The sequence below is a fragment of the Shewanella holmiensis genome (assembly GCF_025370255.1).
In the GTDB taxonomy this organism is placed as follows: Bacteria; Pseudomonadota; Gammaproteobacteria; order Enterobacterales; family Shewanellaceae; genus Shewanella; species Shewanella holmiensis.
In genome coordinates this window covers 149,173-170,070 of the sequence record NZ_JAMTCD010000005.1, presented here as the reverse complement: position 1 = coordinate 170,070, position 20,898 = coordinate 149,173, and the positions used below count along the sequence as shown (strand labels likewise).

Annotated in this window: 22 protein-coding genes; 11 read left to right on the top strand and 11 right to left on the bottom strand. The window is 41.5% G+C overall.

The window, feature by feature from the left end; all coding sequences use genetic code 11:
- Positions 1-120: 120 nt before the first annotated feature.
- Together NE535_RS06000 and lexA are read right to left on the bottom strand one after the other, a co-directional pair.
- Positions 121-639: a cell division inhibitor SulA gene (locus NE535_RS06000; RefSeq protein ID WP_261297760.1), complete on the bottom strand. Its 519-nt coding sequence runs from the start codon at positions 637-639 to the stop codon at positions 121-123.
- Positions 636-1,253: a transcriptional repressor LexA gene (gene lexA, locus NE535_RS05995; RefSeq protein WP_188842126.1), complete on the bottom strand. Its 618-nt coding sequence runs from the start codon at positions 1,251-1,253 to the stop codon at positions 636-638. The genes NE535_RS06000 and lexA overlap by 4 nt, the downstream gene beginning before the upstream one ends.
- A gap of 250 nt (positions 1,254-1,503) precedes the next feature.
- Here lexA and plsB point away from each other — a divergent pair, with 250 nt between their 5' ends.
- The 4 genes from plsB (at position 1,504) to NE535_RS05975 (ending at position 6,525) form a co-directional block, all read left to right on the top strand.
- Positions 1,504-3,927, top strand: coding sequence for a glycerol-3-phosphate 1-O-acyltransferase PlsB (gene plsB, locus NE535_RS05990; protein ID WP_261297759.1), 2,424 nt, complete (start codon positions 1,504-1,506; stop codon positions 3,925-3,927).
- Positions 3,927-5,183 carry a tryptophan permease gene (gene mtr / locus NE535_RS05985; RefSeq protein WP_261297758.1) on the top strand — a complete coding sequence of 419 codons (1,257 nt, stop codon included), beginning with the start codon at positions 3,927-3,929 and terminating at the stop codon, positions 5,181-5,183. The genes plsB and mtr overlap by 1 nt, the downstream gene beginning before the upstream one ends.
- A 240-nt stretch (positions 5,184-5,423) precedes the next feature.
- Positions 5,424-5,690: a hypothetical protein gene (locus NE535_RS05980; protein WP_261297757.1), complete on the top strand. Its 267-nt coding sequence runs from the start codon at positions 5,424-5,426 to the stop codon at positions 5,688-5,690.
- A 271-nt stretch (positions 5,691-5,961) separates the two neighbouring features.
- Positions 5,962-6,525: a NapC/NirT family cytochrome c gene (locus tag NE535_RS05975; protein ID WP_261297756.1), complete on the top strand. Its 564-nt coding sequence runs from the start codon at positions 5,962-5,964 to the stop codon at positions 6,523-6,525.
- A gap of 83 nt (positions 6,526-6,608) precedes the next feature.
- Here the strand turns inward: NE535_RS05975 and NE535_RS05970 are convergent, their stop codons facing one another.
- On the bottom strand, positions 6,609-6,878 hold the full coding sequence (locus tag NE535_RS05970; protein ID WP_261297755.1) for a DUF1145 domain-containing protein: 270 nt from the start codon (positions 6,876-6,878) through the stop codon (positions 6,609-6,611).
- 3 nt (positions 6,879-6,881) lie between these two features.
- A complete protein-coding gene (gene rsmD, locus NE535_RS05965) occupies positions 6,882-7,463 on the bottom strand; it encodes a 16S rRNA (guanine(966)-N(2))-methyltransferase RsmD (RefSeq protein WP_261297754.1) in 582 nt (193 codons plus the stop codon).
- Positions 7,464-7,641: 178 nt separating this feature from the next.
- On the opposite strand from rsmD, the gene ftsY reads away from it, so the two are divergent.
- From ftsY to rpoH, 4 genes are all read left to right on the top strand, one after another.
- A complete protein-coding gene (gene ftsY / locus NE535_RS05960) occupies positions 7,642-9,294 on the top strand; it encodes a signal recognition particle-docking protein FtsY (RefSeq protein ID WP_261297753.1) in 1,653 nt (550 codons plus the stop codon).
- Positions 9,295-9,297: 3 nt separating this feature from the next.
- Positions 9,298-9,984 (top strand): cell division ATP-binding protein FtsE, encoded by a 687-nt coding sequence (gene ftsE / locus NE535_RS05955; RefSeq protein WP_261297752.1) that lies wholly within the window; start codon positions 9,298-9,300, stop codon positions 9,982-9,984.
- On the top strand, positions 9,984-10,949 hold the full coding sequence (gene ftsX / locus NE535_RS05950) for a permease-like cell division protein FtsX (protein ID WP_261297751.1): 966 nt from the start codon (positions 9,984-9,986) through the stop codon (positions 10,947-10,949). The genes ftsE and ftsX overlap by 1 nt, the downstream gene beginning before the upstream one ends.
- A 278-nt stretch (positions 10,950-11,227) precedes the next feature.
- The gene (gene rpoH / locus NE535_RS05945) at positions 11,228-12,088 is read left to right on the top strand and encodes an RNA polymerase sigma factor RpoH (protein WP_261297750.1); all 861 of its coding nucleotides are present in this window, start codon (positions 11,228-11,230) and stop codon (positions 12,086-12,088) included.
- Between the two features lie 244 nt (positions 12,089-12,332).
- On the opposite strand, the gene NE535_RS05940 is transcribed toward rpoH, so the two are convergent.
- A complete protein-coding gene (locus tag NE535_RS05940) occupies positions 12,333-14,249 on the bottom strand; it encodes a transposase (RefSeq protein WP_261297749.1) in 1,917 nt (638 codons plus the stop codon).
- A gap of 167 nt (positions 14,250-14,416) precedes the next feature.
- On the opposite strand from NE535_RS05940, the gene NE535_RS05935 reads away from it, so the two are divergent.
- Together NE535_RS05935 and NE535_RS05930 are read left to right on the top strand one after the other, a co-directional pair.
- Positions 14,417-15,907, top strand: a complete 1,491-nt coding sequence (locus tag NE535_RS05935; protein ID WP_261297748.1) for a hypothetical protein — start codon at positions 14,417-14,419, stop codon at positions 15,905-15,907.
- 314 nt (positions 15,908-16,221) lie between these two features.
- On the top strand, positions 16,222-16,899 hold the full coding sequence (locus NE535_RS05930; RefSeq protein WP_261297747.1) for an inovirus Gp2 family protein: 678 nt from the start codon (positions 16,222-16,224) through the stop codon (positions 16,897-16,899).
- Positions 16,900-17,035: 136 nt separating this feature from the next.
- On the opposite strand, the gene NE535_RS05925 is transcribed toward NE535_RS05930, so the two are convergent.
- From NE535_RS05925 to radC, 6 genes are all read right to left on the bottom strand, one after another.
- Positions 17,036-17,758, bottom strand: coding sequence for a lecithin retinol acyltransferase family protein (locus NE535_RS05925; protein ID WP_261297746.1), 723 nt, complete (start codon positions 17,756-17,758; stop codon positions 17,036-17,038).
- Positions 17,759-17,913: 155 nt separating this feature from the next.
- Positions 17,914-18,474 carry a tyrosine-type recombinase/integrase gene (locus NE535_RS05920; protein WP_261297745.1) on the bottom strand — a complete coding sequence of 187 codons (561 nt, stop codon included), beginning with the start codon at positions 18,472-18,474 and terminating at the stop codon, positions 17,914-17,916.
- Between the two features lie 121 nt (positions 18,475-18,595).
- Positions 18,596-19,009: a DUF2787 domain-containing protein gene (locus tag NE535_RS05915; RefSeq protein ID WP_261297744.1), complete on the bottom strand. Its 414-nt coding sequence runs from the start codon at positions 19,007-19,009 to the stop codon at positions 18,596-18,598.
- Between the two features lie 196 nt (positions 19,010-19,205).
- Positions 19,206-19,505: a type IV toxin-antitoxin system YeeU family antitoxin gene (locus NE535_RS05910; RefSeq protein WP_261297743.1), complete on the bottom strand. Its 300-nt coding sequence runs from the start codon at positions 19,503-19,505 to the stop codon at positions 19,206-19,208.
- Positions 19,506-19,623: 118 nt separating this feature from the next.
- Entirely contained in the window at positions 19,624-19,986 is a 363-nt protein-coding gene (locus tag NE535_RS05905) for a hypothetical protein (protein ID WP_261297742.1), read from the bottom strand.
- Between the two features lie 56 nt (positions 19,987-20,042).
- On the bottom strand, positions 20,043-20,519 hold the full coding sequence (gene radC / locus NE535_RS05900; RefSeq protein ID WP_261297741.1) for a RadC family protein: 477 nt from the start codon (positions 20,517-20,519) through the stop codon (positions 20,043-20,045).
- Between the two features lie 137 nt (positions 20,520-20,656).
- Here radC and NE535_RS05895 point away from each other — a divergent pair, with 137 nt between their 5' ends.
- Positions 20,657-20,866: a helix-turn-helix transcriptional regulator gene (locus tag NE535_RS05895; protein ID WP_261297740.1), complete on the top strand. Its 210-nt coding sequence runs from the start codon at positions 20,657-20,659 to the stop codon at positions 20,864-20,866.
- Positions 20,867-20,898: the final 32 nt, after the last annotated feature.

Below are 20,898 nucleotides of genomic sequence, written 5' to 3'. Positions count from 1 at the left end.
GTTAAGTACATTACTTGTAGATTAAACATTGATCAAGATCACTTTTACAGCTAATTAGCTGAAAAATTGTACAAAAAAGCCCTGCACATGGGCAGGGCTCAGTAAATACGGCAATTATAATTAATGAAACGAGGTGAAATTAATTGTATTAACCGCATTATTTTGATTTGAAAGCATCGTTTTAGTACTTAAATCATGATTTAAGTCTGTGCTGGCATCTTCAATTACAATGCCTAAGGCGCGGGCACTTTTGGCGACTAACTCTAAACGGCGACTGTCGCGAGCGTCTAAAGGTTGTGTCCATGAAATCACAGCACTTGATGTGCCGCTAGTTAATGCTTTCTCCATTGCCCATAGGGTTTCAATCTCATCTTTGGTATGAACCAAAAGCACTCTATCCATCCTAACACCAGCGCTGGCTAGCATCTGTTTGTAACTGATGTTGGCTGGATTGATGAGCACTATCCAACGTCCTTGCTGACTTAATTGTGCTAACTGGCTAGCATATTGGCTTAGTTCTAGTTTGCCGTGGGTCTGAGTTTGAAGCGTAGTAATGGGTTGTGCCAGATTCATATCTGCTGATGGCATATCCATCCATAATCCAGGATGACGCGGGGCTGTGCCCATTAGTTTGTTCATAACCACTCTCCATTACGAATAACACCAACAGCAAGCCCTTCAATTGTTAGGCTTTGGTAACTTAAATCCACTTCAATTGGTGAATACGCTTCGTTTTCAGCATGCAAGTAAACCACATTGCCTTTTTTCTCGAACCGTTTCACTGTGACATCATCTTCAACACGCGCAACAACAACTTGACCATTTCGGGCTTGTTGCATTTTATGTACAGCCAATAAATCGCCTTCTAAAATGCCAATATCCTTCATGCTGTCACCACGCACTCTTAATAAAAAGTCAGCAGCAGGTTTAAACATATTTGGATCGACTTGATAGTATTGTTCAACATGTTCTTGGGCTAAAATGGGTTCGCCAGCAGCCACTTGACCAATTAACGGTAAGCCATTTTCTTCTGGCTCATCCTCTTGGGTCAGGCGAATACCACGAGACGTACCGGGCATAATTTCAATAAACCCCTTTTTAGCCAAAGCTTTTAAATGCTCTTCAGCCGCATTGGCGCTTTTAAAACCTAAGCGTGTGGCAATTTCAGCACGAGTAGGTGGCATCCCAGTTTCAGAGATGTTGTTTTTAATCAGCTCTAAAATTTCAGCTTGGCGTGGTGTTAAGGGTCTCATGTTGCTTCCTGTCTTTCTATACAGTAACTGTCATTATATACAGTGTTTTGTTTTGCGCAAGTATTCACCAATTATTTTTTAATTTTATAATTAAATGTGATTTTTTTGTTATATATTTCATAGGCATGGAGTGTTAAAAATGTTTTATGCTTGCAAAGCTGAGTTTGGTTTGTACAGCAGTTAGTGAAAGGTAACCAGTTTCTGGTATTCTATGCGCCCATATTAAAAGGGCTTTATTGCGAATATTACTATGTCAAAACCAGATTCAATCATACTTAGGCTATTGCGTTGGGTTCAACAATTGATGGTAAACACCATCGTGGTACCCCAAGATCCGTTTGCGGATTTAAATTTTGATCCAGCAAAACCTATTGTTTATGTGATGAAAACAGAGTCGATTAGTGACACTGCAGCATTAAGTGAGATGACTGAGGGTCTAGGATTACCTAGCCCATACTATCCATTACAGCTTGATGGACTGAAAGTGCCTCGAGTGGTTTGCTTAGAAGGTCGTAAGCCGATAATCGGTAAACGTGAAGGCGGTGAAAAGTTTTTAAGCTGTTTTACCAGTTTATTAGCCCTTCATCGTCAACAACCTGAACTCGATATTCAGCTAGTGCCGGTTAGTCTTTATTGGGGGCGCACCCCAGGTAAAGAAGATGACACCATGAAAGCTGCAGTGCTTGAGCGTGAAAGCCCAACTTGGCTTCGTAAATGGTTAATGATTCTCTTTTTAGGTCGCCATAGCTTTGTGCAGTTTTCTAATGCCATGTCTTTACGTTACATGGCGGATGAGCATGGCACTGATAAAGCCATTGCGCACAAATTAATTCGTGTTGCGCGTGTGCATTTTCGTCGACAACGCAAAGTGATGACAGGACCGCAATTGCCTAATCGTCAGGCCATGTTTGCTTCGTTATTAGCGTCTGAATCCATTATTAAAGCAATTGAAGAAGAAGCTACCAATAAAAAGGTATCTAAAGAAAAAGCACGTGAAACCGCGATTGAATATTTGGATGAAATTGCTGCTGATTATTCTGACAGTTTAGTGCGCATTGCAGAGCGGTTCCTTACTTGGCTTTGGAACAAACTATACAGCGGTATTAACATTAAAGGCGCCGAACAAGTACGTCAGTTACACCATGATGGCCATGAAATTGTCTATGTGCCTTGTCATCGAAGCCATATGGATTATTTGCTACTGTCTTATATTTTATATTATCAAGGTATGGTACCACCGCATATTGCAGCGGGTATTAACCTTAATTTTTGGCCTGCGGGGCCAATGTTCCGCCGTGGTGGCGCATTCTTTATTCGCCGCAGCTTTAATGGCAATAAGTTATATACCGCAATTTTCCGTGAATACTTAGATCAACTTTTCGCAAAAGGTTATTCAGTCGAATACTTTACTGAGGGGGGACGATCTCGAACTGGACGATTACTCGCGCCTAAAACGGGTATGCTGGCGATGACAATCAATAGTGTATTACGTGGTATTGAACGTCCTGTTACTTTAGTGCCAGTTTATTTGGGCTATGACCATGTGATGGAAGTGGCTACTTACCATAAAGAATTAAGCGGTAAGAAAAAAGAAAAAGAATCTGTTTGGCAAGTGTTTGGGGCAATCAGAAAATTACGTAATTTTGGTCAAGGTTATGTCAACTTTGGTGAGCCAATAAATTTACAAAACTTTTTAAAGCAACAAGCGCCAGATTGGCGTGAAGAAGTGGCTAAAGACCCTGAACAAAAGCCTTCATGGGTAACGCCTGCGGTAAACCTTTTAGCTAATCAGGTGATGACTAAAATTAATGGCGCGGCAGCGGCAAGTTCTGTGACGTTAACCAGCCTAGTGTTATTGGCTTCTGAACAAAATGCATTAGAACGTCATCAATTAGAGCGTCAGTTAGATTTTTATCTCAAACTGCTCAAAAATGCCCCGTATTCTAATTACACTTCGGTTGCAGAAGGCAATGGTGCCTCGATTGTGGAGCATTGTTTATCTTTAAATAAATTCACCCTTGAGACCGATCCTTTAGGTGACATTGTTGCACTTGATGCAAAACATGCCATCACCTTAAGCTATTACCGTAATAACATTATCCATTTAATGATTATTCCTTCGCTGATCGCCAGTTGCTTGGTGCGCTATGAAGAATGTAATCGTGAGCAAATATTGGCGGTAGTGGAAGATTTTTATCCATTGCTGAAAGCCGAATTATTTATGGGTATCGAAAATCTTCCAATTTATGTCGATCAAGTGTTGGCACAGATGGTGGCGGAGAACCTGCTGACTTGCGGTGACAGTTGTATTGTCGTTGATGCCAACATTACTCAATTAGAGCTTCTCGCTGAAACCGTCAGTGAAACAATGCAGCGTTATGCCATCATCTTCAACCTTTTGGCGATAAAACCTCATCTAGAACGCTCAGAGCTTGAGTGTGAGAGTCATGTATTGGCGCAACGTTTAGGTGCTTTACACGGTATTACTGCGCCAGAGTTTTATGACAAAAAATTATACAACACCTTAAGTGTTAAATTGAAAGAGCTAGGTTATTTAAGCAGTAATGAGCATTTAGACGAGGTCTCTCGTATTCGTGATCATGCTAATAGCTTATTACGCTCATCTGTTAAACAAACCATCCAAGATAGCGTCAATGCGGAGCATTTAAGTTAATGGCCAACCATATGAATGCGGCAAAAAATGGCCCCAAAAGTAAATCGCTTATTGGCGGTGCGATGATTATTGCAGGAACAACCGTTGGTGCAGGGATGTTCTCTTTGCCGGTTGTTGGTGCCGGAATGTGGTTTAGTTATTCAATGATGATGTTGGTCGGCATTTGGTTTTGTATGCTGATGTCAGGATTATTACTGTTAGAGGCTAATCTTCATTTCGAGCCTGGCGCCAGTTTTGACACATTAACCCGCGATACGCTAGGCCAGTTCTGGCGTATTGTGAACGGCTTATCAATTGCGTTTGTATTGTATATTTTAACTTATGCGTACATTAGTGGTGGTGGCTCAATTGTTAACCATAGCTTGCAGGCCGTTGGTATTGTGCTGCCGCAAAGTATTGCCGGTTTGGTGTTTGCTGCAGTGTTAGCCTTGATTGTGTTAACCAGTACCAAAGCGGTTGATAGAATTACCACTATTATGCTGGGAGGTATGGTCATTACCTTCTTTCTGGCGACGGGTAATTTACTGATTGAAATCGAGCCCAGTCGTTTGTTTGAGCCTGATGGCGAAACCCGCTATTTACCTTACATGTTAGCTGCGCTGCCTTTTGGTTTAGCCAGCTTTGGTTATCACGGTAATGTACCTAGTTTGGTGAAGTATTACGGCAAAGATGCTAAGACCATTGTAAAAGCGTTAGTGTTAGGCACGTCAATCGCGTTGGTGATTTATGCCTGTTGGTTAGTGGTCACTATGGGTAATATTTCTCGTGGAATGTTCTCGGATATTATTGCCCAAGGCGGTAATATGGGGGTGTTAGTCGGTGCATTATCTGAATCGATTTCAAGTGAAAACTTATCCCGCGTGTTAACCCTGTTTGCAAATTTGGCCGTAGCGTCTTCATTTTTAGGGGTAACCTTAGGTTTATTTGATTATCTTGCCGATCTTTTCGGTTTTGATGACACACGTATAGGTCGTTTAAAAACCGCTGCAGTAACGTTTATCCCCCCTACGGTATTGGGAATATTGTTCCCTAATGGTTTTTTGATGGCGATTGGTTTTGCTGCGTTAGCTGCGACCATTTGGGCAGTGATTGTACCGGCATTATTGGCGTATAAAACGCGTCAGTTATATCCAGACAGTCAAGGGTTTAAAGTACCTGGCGGAAATGCATTGATCGTTATCGTGGTGATGTTTGGTGCTGTGACGGCAATATGTCACTTGCTTGCCATGGCGGATATTTTGCCTGTTTATAAATAAGCGCTTCAAAAGTAAAAAAGTCTTCTACGGAAGACTTTTTTATTTTATAGCGAATGAAAAGGCATTTGCTTGATCAAATGAACCAAAGTTGAATCAATTGATATTGACTTGCGCTGTTATTATTAAGGGAACCTGCATCAATAGCCCTACGGTGGAAATAAACTGCTTAGAACCTGAACGCTACTGTTGTGTCTGCGTTGAATTTGCTATGTTGTTTTTTTGATCATGGATGAGGTTTATATGACAGATAATAAGCTACAAAAAATGAAACAAATTGAAAGAAAAATGCTGTTGGTTGGCATTATCGATTTTCCTGGTAGTTTACTGTTCGGTTTAGGTTTGTACGGTATCTTCGTCGGTTTTGGCAACGATTTTTTACCTATGTTAGCCGACCAAACTATTGTTTACAGCATGCTGGTAGTCGGTGGAGTAATCATGGCCTGGGGCGCGGTGAATATGTTTAAGCTCGGCATGGAGAAAAAGAGCCTCCTCGCTACAGATGTATAAATTATTGCAAGAATAATGACCTATTTGAGATCTGCGTTGCAATTATGCCGTTGATTTTTTGTGTTTTGTTGTTAAATCGCCTTTTATGTATTAAGTTTAATTTAAGTTTGGAGTGAATAAACTCAGTCGATTATTGATCGACTTCAAAGTTTAAGTTATTTGTACAACCCAATACACTTAAACCTAGAGTCATATCTGCTTTTTTGGCGCCAAAACACTCTACACTTGCCGAAAATTAAAAACGTAAAATTCTGTAAAACGGAGATGTGTGATGAACTGGCGTGCACTATTTAAACCAAGCGCGAAATATTCCATTATTGTACTGATTGTTGTCGGTGTGATTTTGGGTGTCGTTGGCTACTTTGCGACTCAGCAAACTTTACATGCAACAAGTACAGACGAATTCTGTATGTCTTGTCATAGCAATCATTCATTAAAAGATGAAGTATTGGCTTCTGCCCATGGTGGCGGTAAAGCAGGTATTACTGTTCAATGTCAAGATTGTCATTTACCTCATGGTCCAGTTGATTACTTGATCAAAAAAATCATCGTATCAAAAGACTTATATGGTTTCATAATGATCGATGACTTTAACACTCAGGCTTGGTTAGATGAGAATCGTAAAGAGCAAGCTGATATCGCGTTAAAGTATTTTAAGGCTAATGACTCAGCTAACTGTCGTCACTGTCATACTCGTATTTATGAGAATCAGCCTGAAGACATGAAGAAAATGGCCAAGAAGATGCATGAAAACAACTTCAAGAAAGCGCCTGAAGATAGAAAAACTTGTGTAGATTGTCACAAAGGTGTCGCACATCCTTACCCTAAAAAGTAAGTAGATTTAACCGATAACATAAAAAACCTCGTTTAATTAAACGAGGTTTTTTTATGCTTAATATTCCGCAGAGCAATCATAGATTATTGTTGTAATACTTTTTGCCGATAAGCTAACAATCCAAACAGCCCAAAAAAACACACCACTAAATAGTCTTTAAGTTTTAAAGTGAGCGTATCTTTAAACATCATGTGAAATATGACTATTTGTAAAGCATGCATTATTACGGTTAGCAGCAACAATATCGTAAAGGCGAAACCAATCGAGCCTTCAAACGGGTGCACCAGATTATAAACCATAACTAACCAAGCTATGGCCGTGGTGGCATAACCACACTTAATCAGTTGTGCCATCAATTAACGCTCAGCTTGATAAGTAAATAAGCGATAACTGACCTGGCCGGCCTTTTTTTTCTTTAATGGCTGCCAGCTAGCAGGCAACACAATATCAGCAACATCATTTTCGGTTTCAAGATAGATGAGTGCATCATTATTTAGCCAACCATGGGCCATCAACAGTTCAATCGTGTGTTTAGCTAAACCTTTACGAAAAGGAGGATCGATAAACACCACATCAAAACCTGTGTCTGTTCCTTTGGCTAATAATTGTAAGCTATCTCCGTTAACCACTTTTGCATTGGTGCAATTTAATGTTTGGAGATTTTTAGTTAATTGATTAGCCGCGCTTTTTTGCAATTCAAACATTAAGGCAAATTCAGCATAACGCGATAAAGACTCTAGGCTTAATGCTCCACTTCCCGCAAAGCAATCTAATACTCTAGCACCACGAATATCAGTTGATAACCAGTTAAAAAGAGTTTCTCGCACACGGTCAGTGGTTGGGCGTAAACCTTCTAAATCATGGATGGGAAGCTTACGAGAGCGCCACTGTCCTGAAATAATTCTGACTTGCCCGCTACTGGTATTTTGTCGCGCCATGTGTTCCTCGTGATTTTGCCTGAACAAAGAAAAAGAAAGTGGTAGACTATGCTCACCTTAAACAGCTGATATTTTATATTAAACTCAGCAAAATTACTGAGTATTCTCCAATACCTTATATTGGCGAGCAAAATTAGCTGTTATTGATCCTATTTTATATTTAGCACTGGTAGCAAACATGGCAAAGAAAGGTTTTTTCTCTTGGTTCCGTAAAGATAAGAGTGAGCAAGAAGTTGAACAGGTTTCGAAAGAAACAACTCAAGATGTAACCCATGAGGCGCCATCTGATACGAGTGCAGAAGATGCCCGTATTGCTGCTGAGGCACAGGCTGCAGAAGATGCCCGTATTGCTGCAGAGGCGCAAGCCGCAGAAGATACGCGTATTGCTGCTGAGGCACAGGCCGCAGAAGATACGCGTATTGCTGCTGAGGCACAGGCCGCAGAAGCTGCTCGTATTGCTGCAGAGGCACAGGCCGCAGAAGCTGCTCGTATTGCTGCAGAGGCGCAAGCCGCAGAAGATGCTCGTATTGCAGCAGAGGCACAAGCCGCGGAAGCTGCCCGTATTGCTGCTGAAGCACAAGCCGCAGAAGCTGCTCGTATTGCTGCTGAGGCACAGGCTGCAGAAGATGCCCGTATTGCTGCTGAGGCACAGGCTGCAGAAGATGCCCGTATTGCTGCTGAGGCGCAAGCCGCAGAAGATGCTCGTATTGCTGCTGAGGCACAAACCGCAGAAGATGCTCGTATTGCTGCTGAGGCACAGGCCGCGGAAGCTGCTCGTGTTGCAGCAGAGGCACAGGTCGCGGAAGCTGCCCGTATTGCTGCAGAAGCGCAAGCCGCAGAAGATAACGCTCAAGGCGTGGTTAGTCAGATTGAACCTGAGCCGCAGGAAAAGCCGAAAAAAGAAGGCATGTTCGCTCGTTTAAAGCGCGGTTTAATGCGTACAAGCGAAAACATTGGTTCAGGCTTTATCGGATTATTCCGTGGCAAGAAAATCGATGATGACTTATTTGAAGAGCTTGAAGAACAATTGTTAATCGCTGACGTAGGTGTTGAAACCACGACTAAATTAATTAATAGCCTAACGGAACAAGCATCACGCAAACAGCTGAAAAATGCTGAAGCACTTTATGAGCTTATGCGCGATGAAATGCACAAGATGTTAGAGCCTGTAGCTATCCCCTTGGTCCCAGATAATGCCGATGGCCCTTTTGTAATATTAATGGTGGGCGTTAATGGTGTTGGTAAAACCACCACCATAGGAAAATTAGCAAAACAGTACCAAAATCAAGGTAGATCTGTCATGTTAGCCGCGGGTGATACTTTCCGTGCTGCAGCAGTTGAGCAGTTACAAGTGTGGGGGCAACGAAATAATATTCCCGTAGTGGCTCAGCATACTGGTGCAGATAGCGCATCGGTGCTTTTTGATGCTTTGCAAGCCGCTAAAGCGCGTAAGGTTGATGTATTAATCGCCGATACCGCGGGGCGCTTACAGAACAAAGGCCATTTAATGGAAGAGTTGAAGAAAGTGGTTCGAGTGATGAAAAAACTCGACATTAATACACCACATGAAGTCATGCTCACCCTTGATGCCAGCACCGGCCAAAATGCCATTAGCCAAGCGCAACTTTTCCAGGAAGCGGTTGGTGTAACCGGCATAACATTAAGTAAGCTTGATGGTACTGCTAAAGGCGGTATTATTTTCGCGATTGCAGATAAATTTAATATTCCAATTCGTCATATTGGTGTTGGCGAACAAATTGATGATTTACGTACTTTTAATGCCAATGATTTTATCGAGGCATTATTTAGTCAAGAAAAGGCAGAAAAATAACACATGATCCAATTTGAGCAGGTAAGTAAAGTCTATCCAGGCGGGCAAAAAGCCTTGCTGGATGTTAATTTTCACCTACGACAAGGTGAGATGGCTTTTTTAACCGGTCATTCAGGCGCAGGTAAAAGTACGCTGCTTAAGTTGATCACTGTTATTGAGCGAGCATCCGCAGGCAGAGTATCAATCAACGGGCATGATATCGCCAATGTTAGTCCTAAACATGTCCCTTATTTACGCCGTAATATTGGAATGATTTTCCAAAACCATCATTTGTTACTGGAAAAAACCGTATTTGATAATGTGGCGTTACCTCTAGTTATTGAAGGTTTCTCCCATGGTGAAATTAAAAAAAGGGTTGCTGGTGCTTTAGATATGGTCGGGCTATACGGCAAAGAGCGCCATAATCCTATAATGTTGTCCGGTGGTGAGCAGCAACGTGTGGGTATTGCCAGAGCGATTGTGAATAAGCCGCCTATTTTGCTAGCGGATGAACCGACGGGTAACTTGGACCCTAAACTTTCTATGGATATTTTACGGTTATTCGAAACTTTTCACGATGCGGGTACCAGTGTACTAATCGCCACCCATGACCTAGGCTTAATCGCACGGATGAAATACCGCACATTTACGTTAAAACAAGGACAAATGATTGGTGGTGAGCAGCACACGAGTCGAGTGGGTGGTGCTTAATGGCCAAGCAAAATGATATAACCCAAAGTAAGCTGCCAATTTCAGGTCGAATTGTGATGTTTTTTATTCGCCACGTGCAGCAAGGTATGTCTAGTATTGGTGAATTATGGCGCAACCCAGTCTCATCGATTATGACCATGGCTGTGTTAGGGGTAAGCTTAAGCTTACCTGCTGCACTACAAGTGCTGGTTAAAAATGCTGAAAATATCACTCAATCTTGGAACAGTGCTGCCGAAATATCGTTATTCATTAATGAAGGACGAAGCGAGCAGTCGATTCAAAGTTTAATTTCACGGATAAAATCATTCCGTGAAGTCGCCTCAGTTGATTACATTAGTCGAGAACAAGCACTGGAAGAGTTTCAGCGCTTATCAGGATTTGGTGAAGCATTATCTTATTTAGATGAAAACCCGCTGCCAGCAGTCGTCAGCGTGACCCCCTCGTTAAAGTATTCAAGTCCCACAGGTGCACGTGAGCTCCTTCGTAAATTGGAACGCGAACCTGAAGTGAGCTTTGGTCGTTTAGACATAGAATGGCTTGAGCGTTTACAGGCGCTGGTTCGCTTGCTAGAAAAAACTGTCCTAGCCATCGCGGCTTTATTGGTTCTAGCCGTGGTCTTGGTCATTGGTAATACGATTCGCTTGGCTATTATGAATCGTAGAACAGAAATTGAAATCATGAAATTAGTGGGGGCGACCGAAGCCTTCATTCAACGACCTTTTCTTTATACTGGTATTTGGTATGGCGTTATCGGCGGTTTATTGGCTTGGCTGATTATCAATTTACTTGTGTGGTATTTAGATGGCGCGTTGGCTGATTTGATGGGTTTATATGGCAGCCAGCTAAGTTTAGAGTCGTTGACCTTTGCAGAGTTGGGGCAGCTCGTCTTACTCGCGTCATTTTTAGGCTGGTTAGGGTCGTATCTGTCTGTACGTCAACACTTGCGTAAAATCGAGCCTTCATAACATGCTAAATGTGTTTTGAACAAACTCAAACGTTTAGATATCTCAATAGGAATAACCGATAGCGTTAATCGGGCTATAATAAGCATATGAAACTTTGTTTACTTGCAAAGTACTGCATTAACGGGTTAAATAACGTCTCGAATGAACTATTTTTGACATAAGATGTCTTAGATACCATAGGTTCATTAGCTAGTATCTTGTAAGTTTTTTAACTTATTTCATTGAATTACAAGATTTTATAGCATGTTTTATCCAAAGAATAAGTAGTAGGAGAGCGAATGACTTATCAAACGCAATCAATGGCGCTAGCGTTACCACAAAGCAGTGGCAGCATAGAAGCTTATATTCGGTCAGTATCTAAAATTGAAATGTTAGATGCTAAGACTGAGTTTGATCTTGCCAAGCGTTTACAAGAAACCGGCGATCTTCAAGCGGCTAAACAACTTATTATGTCGCATTTACGCTTTGTAGCTCACATAGCCAAAGGCTATTCAGGTTATGGGCTACCACAAGCGGATTTAATTCAAGAAGGCAATGTTGGTTTGATGAAAGCGGTAAAACGTTTTGATCCCGATGTTGGCGTTCGTCTTGTGTCATTTGCTGTTCATTGGATTAAAGCTGAAATTCATGAATATGTCTTAAAAAACTGGCGTATCGTGAAAGTCGCCACTACCAAAGCGCAAAGAAAACTATTCTTTAATATTCGTAAATCTAAAAATCGTTTAGGCTGGTTTAGCGAAGAAGAAGTAGCAATGGTAGCTGAAAACTTAGGTGTGTCTAAGTCCGATGTGACCGAAATGGAGTCACGCATGGCGGCTCAAGATCCTGCATTTGATTTAACCAATGACAGTGATGATGACGCAACCGATTTTGCCCCAGCTTTGTATTTGGAAGATCATTCATCAGACGTCGCTCAAAACATTGAAGATGACAACTGGGAGTCGGATTCACAGAATCGATTATTATCAGCCATTAAAACCTTAGATGAACGCAGCCAGCACATTTTGCGCTCGCGTTGGTTAGACGATGATAAAGTGACGCTACAAGAGCTTGCCGATACTTACCAGGTTTCAGCAGAGCGCATTAGACAGTTAGAAAAAAATGCCATGAATAAGCTTAAAAGCTGCATGGATATCTAACATTTATAATGTTCAACAAAAAACCTGCCACGGCAGGTTTTTTTGTATTTATTGTTTTAAAACTCAAATCTTATTCCACGTTCTGGATCTGAATATTTTCATTTGTAATAAAATTATTATTTAACAATAGCTAACATATTTTACTTTGTGGTAATTCGCATTGATACCCACCGATATACCCACCAGTTGGAATTCTATAGAGGACACTTCAACAGAATGTGTCAGTTTGTTCAGGTAAGGCCTTTTAGTTGCTCTTTAGGCGCTCTTCGAAGTGATGGTGCAAAAGTGGCTTAAAGTAGTCCAACATTACAAATGGAGCCCCCCAGCGTTCTATCTCGGTAAATATGTTTTCGTAAAGTCGAGTGGTTAAGCTTTGTGCGGACTCATTTTTGTTAAACTCACTCGTATTTTTGATGAGTTTTTTCATTAGTGCAACTGCATTCATTGTGTAAATAGTTTCACGTATAGCTACAGGATACGTGAAGTATTTAGCAAAATATTCCCATTCTTTGTACCAAGAATTTATCACATCGGGATATTTGTCTCCCCAAATAACCCCAACTTCAGATAACACTAATTCTGCTTCAGTTATGCTCTGTGCCATCTGGATTTTTTGTAAATCATCATTAAAGTTTTTTTGGTCTTCGATTAGTACCGATTCAGTCGAGTTTCTAATTTTTCCTAAGATACATAGTTGTAGCTCTGTTTGTGGATATAGGGTTTTCAGCGCAGCTATAGAATCCTTATGGCTAGTATCTGAACAGATAGTTAGGATCTCTTTAACTCCACGTTTTTTAAAGTCGTTCAGTATGTGTGCCAAACTATGATTATTTTCAATATTATCAGATAGATATAAATCTACTAATTCAATGCTACCAGCCTCATTTAGCGCGCAAACTGTACTCACAATGAGATTTTTTTCTTGTGTTTCATGATGATTTTGAATGACCCAAATCACTGGATATATTGAGTTTAATTCGCGTTTTCGTCTATTTTTGATCTCAAGGGGTAATTTGCTATAAATAGCGTAAACGGTACCTGCCTTATTAACGGATTTAACTATTGGTACACTACGGTTAGCTCTGGGTTGGTCTTTAATGACTGATGAATGAGGTTCTTCCCCTTCAGGCATGTTGTTTGATATTGGGATTTGTTCCTTGACAGTAGCGGTATCAGTTATGTTGTTTGGATGGGCGACACGGTCATGTGCAGGCGAATTTTTAATCGTGTTACTTTGCTCACTATTGCCTATAAGCTTGTGGTCTTCAGCCGAAAGAGTCGTTTCACTTTGCTTCATCGATGGCAGAGATAATGCTCTGTCGCATTTAATAGTGTCTTTGTGCTCATTTAAGACTTCTGTTTCTATTAACTCACCTTGCTTGGTTTTGTTTGACAGCAACTCTTTGTTTATTTGACTAATTGTATTTATTGTAGCCGTTGGGTTAGCAGTGAGGTGTTCGTGATCTGTAGGAGTGCTTTCCTCTATTTTGTCTTTGGCTTGCTGATCTAAATCTTCGTGCCCGTCGATAATGTCTGAAGCAGAAAATTTATTTTTGATTCCATGGTCATTTTTTAAACCTTTCTCTCTCGATTTTTTTTCATGTTCGAAGTCAATGACATTCTCACCAGCTGGCTTGGCCCTGCTTTGTTGGGCTTGTTTCTTGATTGAGGCCTGCTTTTCTTGAGGAGCTAGATCTTTTGGAAAAAAAATGTCTTTATCCTCTATTGTTCTATTGGTTTTTTGCTTCTTACTACTTGTTTTGACTAATTCATTCTTAATAAATGACGGGTCCCATTTCTGTATCATTTCCGAGATTAATTCAGATTTTTTACTGTTTTTACTGATTTTTTCCAATTGATTAAAAGTAGCACTGTCGATTGTCACAGTGAAGGAGACTTTACCCTTCGAATTCTTTCTACATTTTTTTGTTCTCCAGGCCCCCCCCATCGTTTTTGCAATGACTGTTGTTGATTCTAATGTGTAGCCTCGCTGTACCATTTGATCTGCGAGTGAACGGACGATGGTATTGGTGTCGAGATATTTATATGGAATATAGAACCCTTTCGTATACAGATAATCTCTGATCCATTTGATACTGTCTGGAGTCTCAGAATTCAGAAAACTGAAAAGCTTTATTACATCACCGTGCATTAGAGTCATCTAATTTTCCGTTTCTGCATATTTAAAAATATTATAAATTTCTGTGTCATTACATTGTAACGTTACAAGTAACAACATTAATCGTTTATGACCAATTATACTAGGGTTTTCTTAGCAGGAATGTGTATTATTGGTAAACACTTATGGAGTATAAAGGACATTTAATAGTGAACGTACTTGAATCAATGACGGATGCACCACCTGAAACTAGATTGTTGCTGCTCCAATGGTCCACCTTACAAGGCGGTCTTTTCATTGGTGGTGACATACAGGATTTAAGTAAATTGTTCAAAATGCCAAAGAGAACCATCGCAGCTGGCTTGCACTATTTAGTGCAAGAAGGATATATGTCAAAATTCCCAAACCTTGATGTGAGCCCCTCACCCGATAAGCCGCGCCCACGTTTCCACTTTCAATTGACCATTGAAGGGTATCGCCGCAGCCAAGATACACTCGCGGCTTGTGGCTTCCATGAAGAGTTAAGATATGTGCTGTTTGGTACGAGTCTGAAGTTGCCTAGGCAAGGCATTCGCTTGCAATGGGCATGCTTAGTGTTATTGGCTAATAAGGCTGGCTATGCCATTGGATATTCCACTGAAACCTTAAAAAAATGGTCGGGTTTATCGGACAAGCAATTGGAACAAAATTGGAAATTTTTAGTGAAAGCTGGTGCTATCGCTTTAGTAGCCCAAGAAGTTAGAAGCAGTGATTTTTTTGTGGCTTTACCCACAATGTATAAGCTCGAACTCCGCAGTGCAGCCTTAAATTGCGTAAATTTTGGCGTGCCTGTACAGCAAGACCATTTGCAGGAATTTAACTTTTTAAGGGAGGTCATCAGCTTCAAAAGTAAGTTCCAGCAACAAAAGAAACAGCAGCAAGAAAAGAAACAGCAGCAGCAAGAAAAGGAACAGCAGCAAGAAAAGAAACAGCAGCAGCAAGAAAAGGAACAGCAGCAGATTCCATTGCAAATTAGTGTTCTTGATGACAAGTCGTATTTAGCAATGGCTGAAGGTTTTCTTGATCTCAGACTACGCGTTTACATTCACCATCTATGCGTATCTACGGTGCTGTTAGGGTTATCGCATGAGAAGGTGCTTGATACTTCTCAAGACATTTTGAAGAATGAAACACTACAACGGTTTATCAGATCGGCCTTGGAATATGGTTTGTGCATGCCCGAAAGTTTAGTCATTTCAGCCAAAGGCCTACATTCGAACGATGATAACGATACTGCTCATTTGATTGATTTTGCCCTCAAAGCTCTAACGGATGAGTTGATGTTTAAAATTGCTGAGTTTGCACCATTTCTAAGATTATTCGTTCGTGAATATAAGCTATTTCCAAATTTTGTTGGGTGGTTGCCTGGACATTTTATGCATTCAACCCGAACGATAAAGCTTGCAAAGGTTGAGAAGAAAAGTGAGCAAACTGAAGCTCTGGTAGGCGATGATGTAAGCAGTGAACAGCAGAGTAGAGAGGAGCGTGAGTTTACCACTTTTGTCTTGCAACTATGGTTACCTACCTCAGCTAAGGTCAAAGATAGCATGGCGCTGGGTGATCAGATCTTGGCTTACCAAGGATGGAATTTGGTGAATTCTCCAAATATTGTAAAGGTCAATGAAATCAAAGTTCACAAAATGCGCTTCGGTTGTGACTAAATGGTCGTTTAATTGTCGAGCGATGTGAGATCTTATCGCCCTTGTTTACCCGATCTACTGCTCAATGATTGACGGGGATTTCAGTTATTGCGATTGTCTGTTTGTTAATACTATTAGTCTGTAGTCATACCTACCACTCATTAGTATACCTTCAACCAGTATCTCTAACACTACCTTACCCATGAACATACAGGGTTAGCTACCACCATAGGCGAGCTAACCTTTGCAAGTGATATCAAGCCCTTTAGGGCTTTTGAGTTATAAATTACACAAACCCCATACGTTATGTAACTTAACCAATATGGGAACTCAAGATGTCAAAACGTCACATCTCTAACACTAACCTTACCGTCATCAGCAATGGGCAATACCAAGGCCTCAATGTTTATCCAAGACCACTCAGTGCTGAATACTTAAACGCTATTTTACAGACCTTACAGGCTGCTCTGAATGAGCACCCTCGTACCTTTATGGTGAGGTTTGATTTGCATCTTCCTAGCCTAGTCAATATCCCTGATTCGCCAATGGCCTTCGATTCCACGGTGATCAGCAAGTTCTTTAAATCTCTGGATGCCAAAATCCAGCATGATAGGTTAATCAAGGGCCGTGAGGGTAAACGGGTGCATCCTTGTACTCTGCGTTATATTTGGGCAAGGGAGCGAGCATGTGCAGATACAGACCATTACCATATCTCTATCTTCCTCAATAACGATGCTTATAACCATCTCGGTAATTACAATCGAAGTGGTCAAAACTTGAGTACTAAGATTGTTGAAGCCTGGGCCAGTGCTTTAGGGCTCGATGATTACAGTACTCGGCATTTAGTCCATTTCCCTGAGGATACGCCAGTTTACTATTTCAAACGTAATGCACCGAATTATCCGCAAACCTTTGCGAGTGCTTTCTTTCGCTTGAGTTATCTGGCCAAGTTAGAGACTAAGCATTATGGTGATAGAACACGTTCATTCGGCTGCAGTCGTATTGGAGTGTGATGTAGAGTGATTAACGTCTTAAGGTTTAAGCTAAAAAAATAAAGGTGCTTAGCTTTGGGACCTGTATTGGTCCTTAAGTATGTCAACGATAGCGGCTTGAGGGCCGCTTCGTTGTTAATAGAGATGACTCCAATAATTATGACCTTAGCCATTGCCATACATCGGATATCAGCTCTGCACCGGCCTTTACGCCATTGATGCCCACTTCTGCAGTAGTCAACATTGTGTTTAAGCCAGTTTCTAAACTGCCTGTAACAAACTTGATACCTGCATCGGCAATCTCACCTTGGCTTAAGCAATCATAACTCTCACTCAGGGTTTGCGTGGTGCCTTTTAGTAGGCATTCGGCAGGTTTAGCAACAAGATCTCCAGGTGTCCCTAGCAGTGTGTTGACGTTATCGGGTAGCCCAAGGTATTCACCGGTCATCTTAGCGGCGGTAGAGGCTAACACGACGTTTGCGACAGTCCCCGTGGCCAACTTCGACGCAGTGCTTCCCAGTAAGCCTACTCTGGCAGAGCCTTGCAGCGCAATGTGGGTGAGATTACTCACCTGATTGGAGGTGCGACTCCCTTCTAAGCATTCGTTGACGAACTGCTCACAATTGTTCGTAGCAACGCCGTATGGGCTGTGACCCAGTTGACTGCGCGCTAGCTCAATAGCTTGATGGGGAAACAAGCTGGACTTTTTCACTCTGATCTTATGGCCACCCGCAAATTGCTGCAGATCGATTTCTTCGATGATGCCCTGTTTAGATAAGTGAATCACATTGCCACGGCCGATATAGAGGCCATGGTGTTCGGTTAAGCCGAAAGCGTCGATATTGGTGACGAGATGATCGCCAAGTAGTAATACTTGCATAAATGTTTTCCTTAGATAGAACTCTATCTTGCTGTTGACAATTGTGACAAGCCATAACGCCATAAAGCCTTAGGTAAGGCTGCATGTGTTCGTGTTGATGGTGTCTAATGAGGATTGTAAAAATGAGGCGCTATTCTCTAAGCGATAAGCGAGGATTAGATTTCCAGCTCGACAAAATCCTTATCGATATCGTCCTGCTCAATTCCGATATAGCGTAGGGTGGTTTCTTCTGCGCTATGCCTGAGCATCTTCATTACTCGACCAATGTCTTTGGTTTGTTGATACAGCAGATAACCTCGTGTTTTGCGCATCGAGTGGGTGCCTAAGGCGATTTTGAGCTCTTCCCCAATCATCGCTAGGGCTCGACAGATATAGCGACGTGATAAGGGCGCGGCTTTGATGTGCTTCGCTCTTTGGTTTCGGTAGGATTGAAACAGGTAAATGTGGTTAGGATGCTCGCGCCGAATACGCTGTATCCGTTCTAGCGTTTTTGAGTTGAGTTTAATGTTGGCGATTTTGCCGGTTTTAGATTCCTTAATTATGAGCCTATCACCGTGAATATCATCAAACTTAATAGAAAGTAGGTCAGAGATCCTAAGGGCGAGATTAAGGCCGATATTCCAGACATCGGCGAGTTGTTGGCTAAACTGTCGCTCAAGTAAGAAGCTAATGAGTTTAACCGTATCATGATCTTTTACAGCTTGAACTTCAGACATGGGCAAGTTCCTTTTTTCTGCTATATCGATGTTTTGGGCACTTTGGTTTGGCAAAGGCCCATTGTGTAAGGGGTTGCTTGTTCCCGTTTTACCAATATGGGAACTTGGATTAGCAAGATGACTAATCCAGTGACACTTCGACTTGATAGGCATCCATGGCGTAATAACTGATAAAGTTTTTAATGAATAAGTCCACCAGCTCTTTACCGTGATGTGGATTGAGCCAACCACTGAAAGCGCTATAAACCTGATGAGAGTTAAAGCAGATATCAATCTCTTTAGCTAACTCGGGATAGGGTTGACCTTGAAAGGCAAAATCGGTCATGTAGATCATGCGCCAGATTTCATTCTGCTTTTCTAATCTAACTTCTACAGGGTGATAGCCACCCGATTCAGCACTGTAATCTGGATCTCTAAAATTCAACGTAATTGCATTAGCATTACTTGGGTTAGTATTTTTAAGCTCTTTGGCTAGAACGCCATAGAGGCGTGCGGGTACTGCTGGCCTTTGGTTCTTGTTAAATTGAATTGTCATAGCGTGTTTCCTTTTAGTAAAAATTACCGTCACTCTCCCTCTGACACATGCATGGCATGGTCAGGAGGAGGGGCGTTATGCTGTATTAATGACGAGATGATTTGAGAGTGATATCGATGTTCAAGCGGTGTGACTAATTGTTGAAGCTAATAAGCTTATCTTTGGCTGGTATGGGATAAATTGCGATATACAGGTATCAGTGACTGCCTAAGGTATCGGCTTCACAGATGAAGCCTGCATGTTGTAAATTTACGCAGCGTTGCTGACGAGCATCGAGTTTCCCAACAGACACCTGGTTTTCAAGTTGCTTGATAAATTCAGGGAATGCATCGTTGAGCCGTTGTCCTTGTTCTTCGCTAAAATTACCTATGAACCCAGAACGGTCCCACAGAAAATCTAAACGACTACCTTGTAATATTAACCTTGCACCAAAGCGCGGTGTAATACTGCGTTTTAAGCCCCACTGATGAGGCGTAGAAGCTTGTATCATTGTCATGATAGTAAGTCCTTGAAATTGTGATTTAAGTCCGTGTGATGCTGCTGGTGGACTTGTATGAAGTGATTGATATAAATCGTGAAATGATGAGGATGTATGTTGAAAAAAGATTTAAAGTCTAGGTGTGAACACACCAGTTAGGTTGTTGATTATCACCGTGGTTGTAATAGACCCCATTGATGGTACGTTGCCACACGTCAGTAGGCTGACCGTGTTCATTACAGTGACAAGTAAAGCGGCAAAAACCAATCTCTTTGGGTAAGTGGTCAATCAAATCTCTAGCTGCAACAAACAACACCGTTTTTTGCAAATAAGAGTTGGGTTTAACAATAGGCTTTCCTGCCTGATTACCAGCAGGATCAAGCGGCCTTGCAAACATCGGTAAAATCAGTTCAACCATTAAACGCTTTCTTAAGTCAGGGAAAGCGGCACAGGCTTCAGCCACACAAGCTTGAGAAAAGCTGTCAGTAAATTCAATCATGATGAGCTCCTTAATATCCAAATCTAAAATGTATACTAGTGGTATTGAGGTCTAGGCTATATTAACCCTCGTTCAGCGAAAGATACCGGCGATTGTCCTACGACAATGTGGTCTAAGACCCTGACATCTATTAACCCCAAAGCATCAATTAACTTCTTTGTGATCAGCTTATCTGCTTGAGAAGGCTCAGACTCACCGGAAGGGTGATTGTGGGAAAAGATCACTGCTGCGGCGTTTACTTCAAGTACCGCTTTTACTACTTCTCTTGGATAAACACTGGCAGCGTCAATGGTTCCAAAGAACAACTCACGAAATTCAATCAGTTGATGTTGGCTGTTGAGCATCATTACCCCAAATACCTCCCGTTCATAACCGCCTAGCTTATATGTCAGAAAGTCTTTAGTTGTCTGTGGATTGGTGTATGCGTCTTGATGGTTAAGTTTTTCGGCAATGATGTTGGCGGCACTTTGAAGAATTTCTAAAGAGGTTAATGGCCAAGCTTCACTCGAGTTTGTATTTGATTTTTTGTGCATAACGAGGTTCCTTTGATGAGTTAGTTTGCTTATGCACATAGGTGATATATACCTGAAATTCGTTCGAGAATGATGATCTGCAAAGTTAAAATTTACCAGTGTTCCCCATGTTGTGAATCAAACATGAGGTATTCACAATGAGACTAATTAAACTAAAAGAAGTGATGGATTGCACTGGGCTAGGACGCTCAACTATTTATAACTATATTGCCGATAAAACCTTTCCAAAGCCTGTAAGCCTCGGGGCAAGAGCTGTTGCCTGGGTAGAGAGTGAAGTGCAAGATTGGATTTTAGAAAGGATAGAAGAGCGGGATTTACAGACTCAAGTACTTAATACATGGAGGTAAGTGCAGACAGTTATAATTCTCTGTTATGGCCT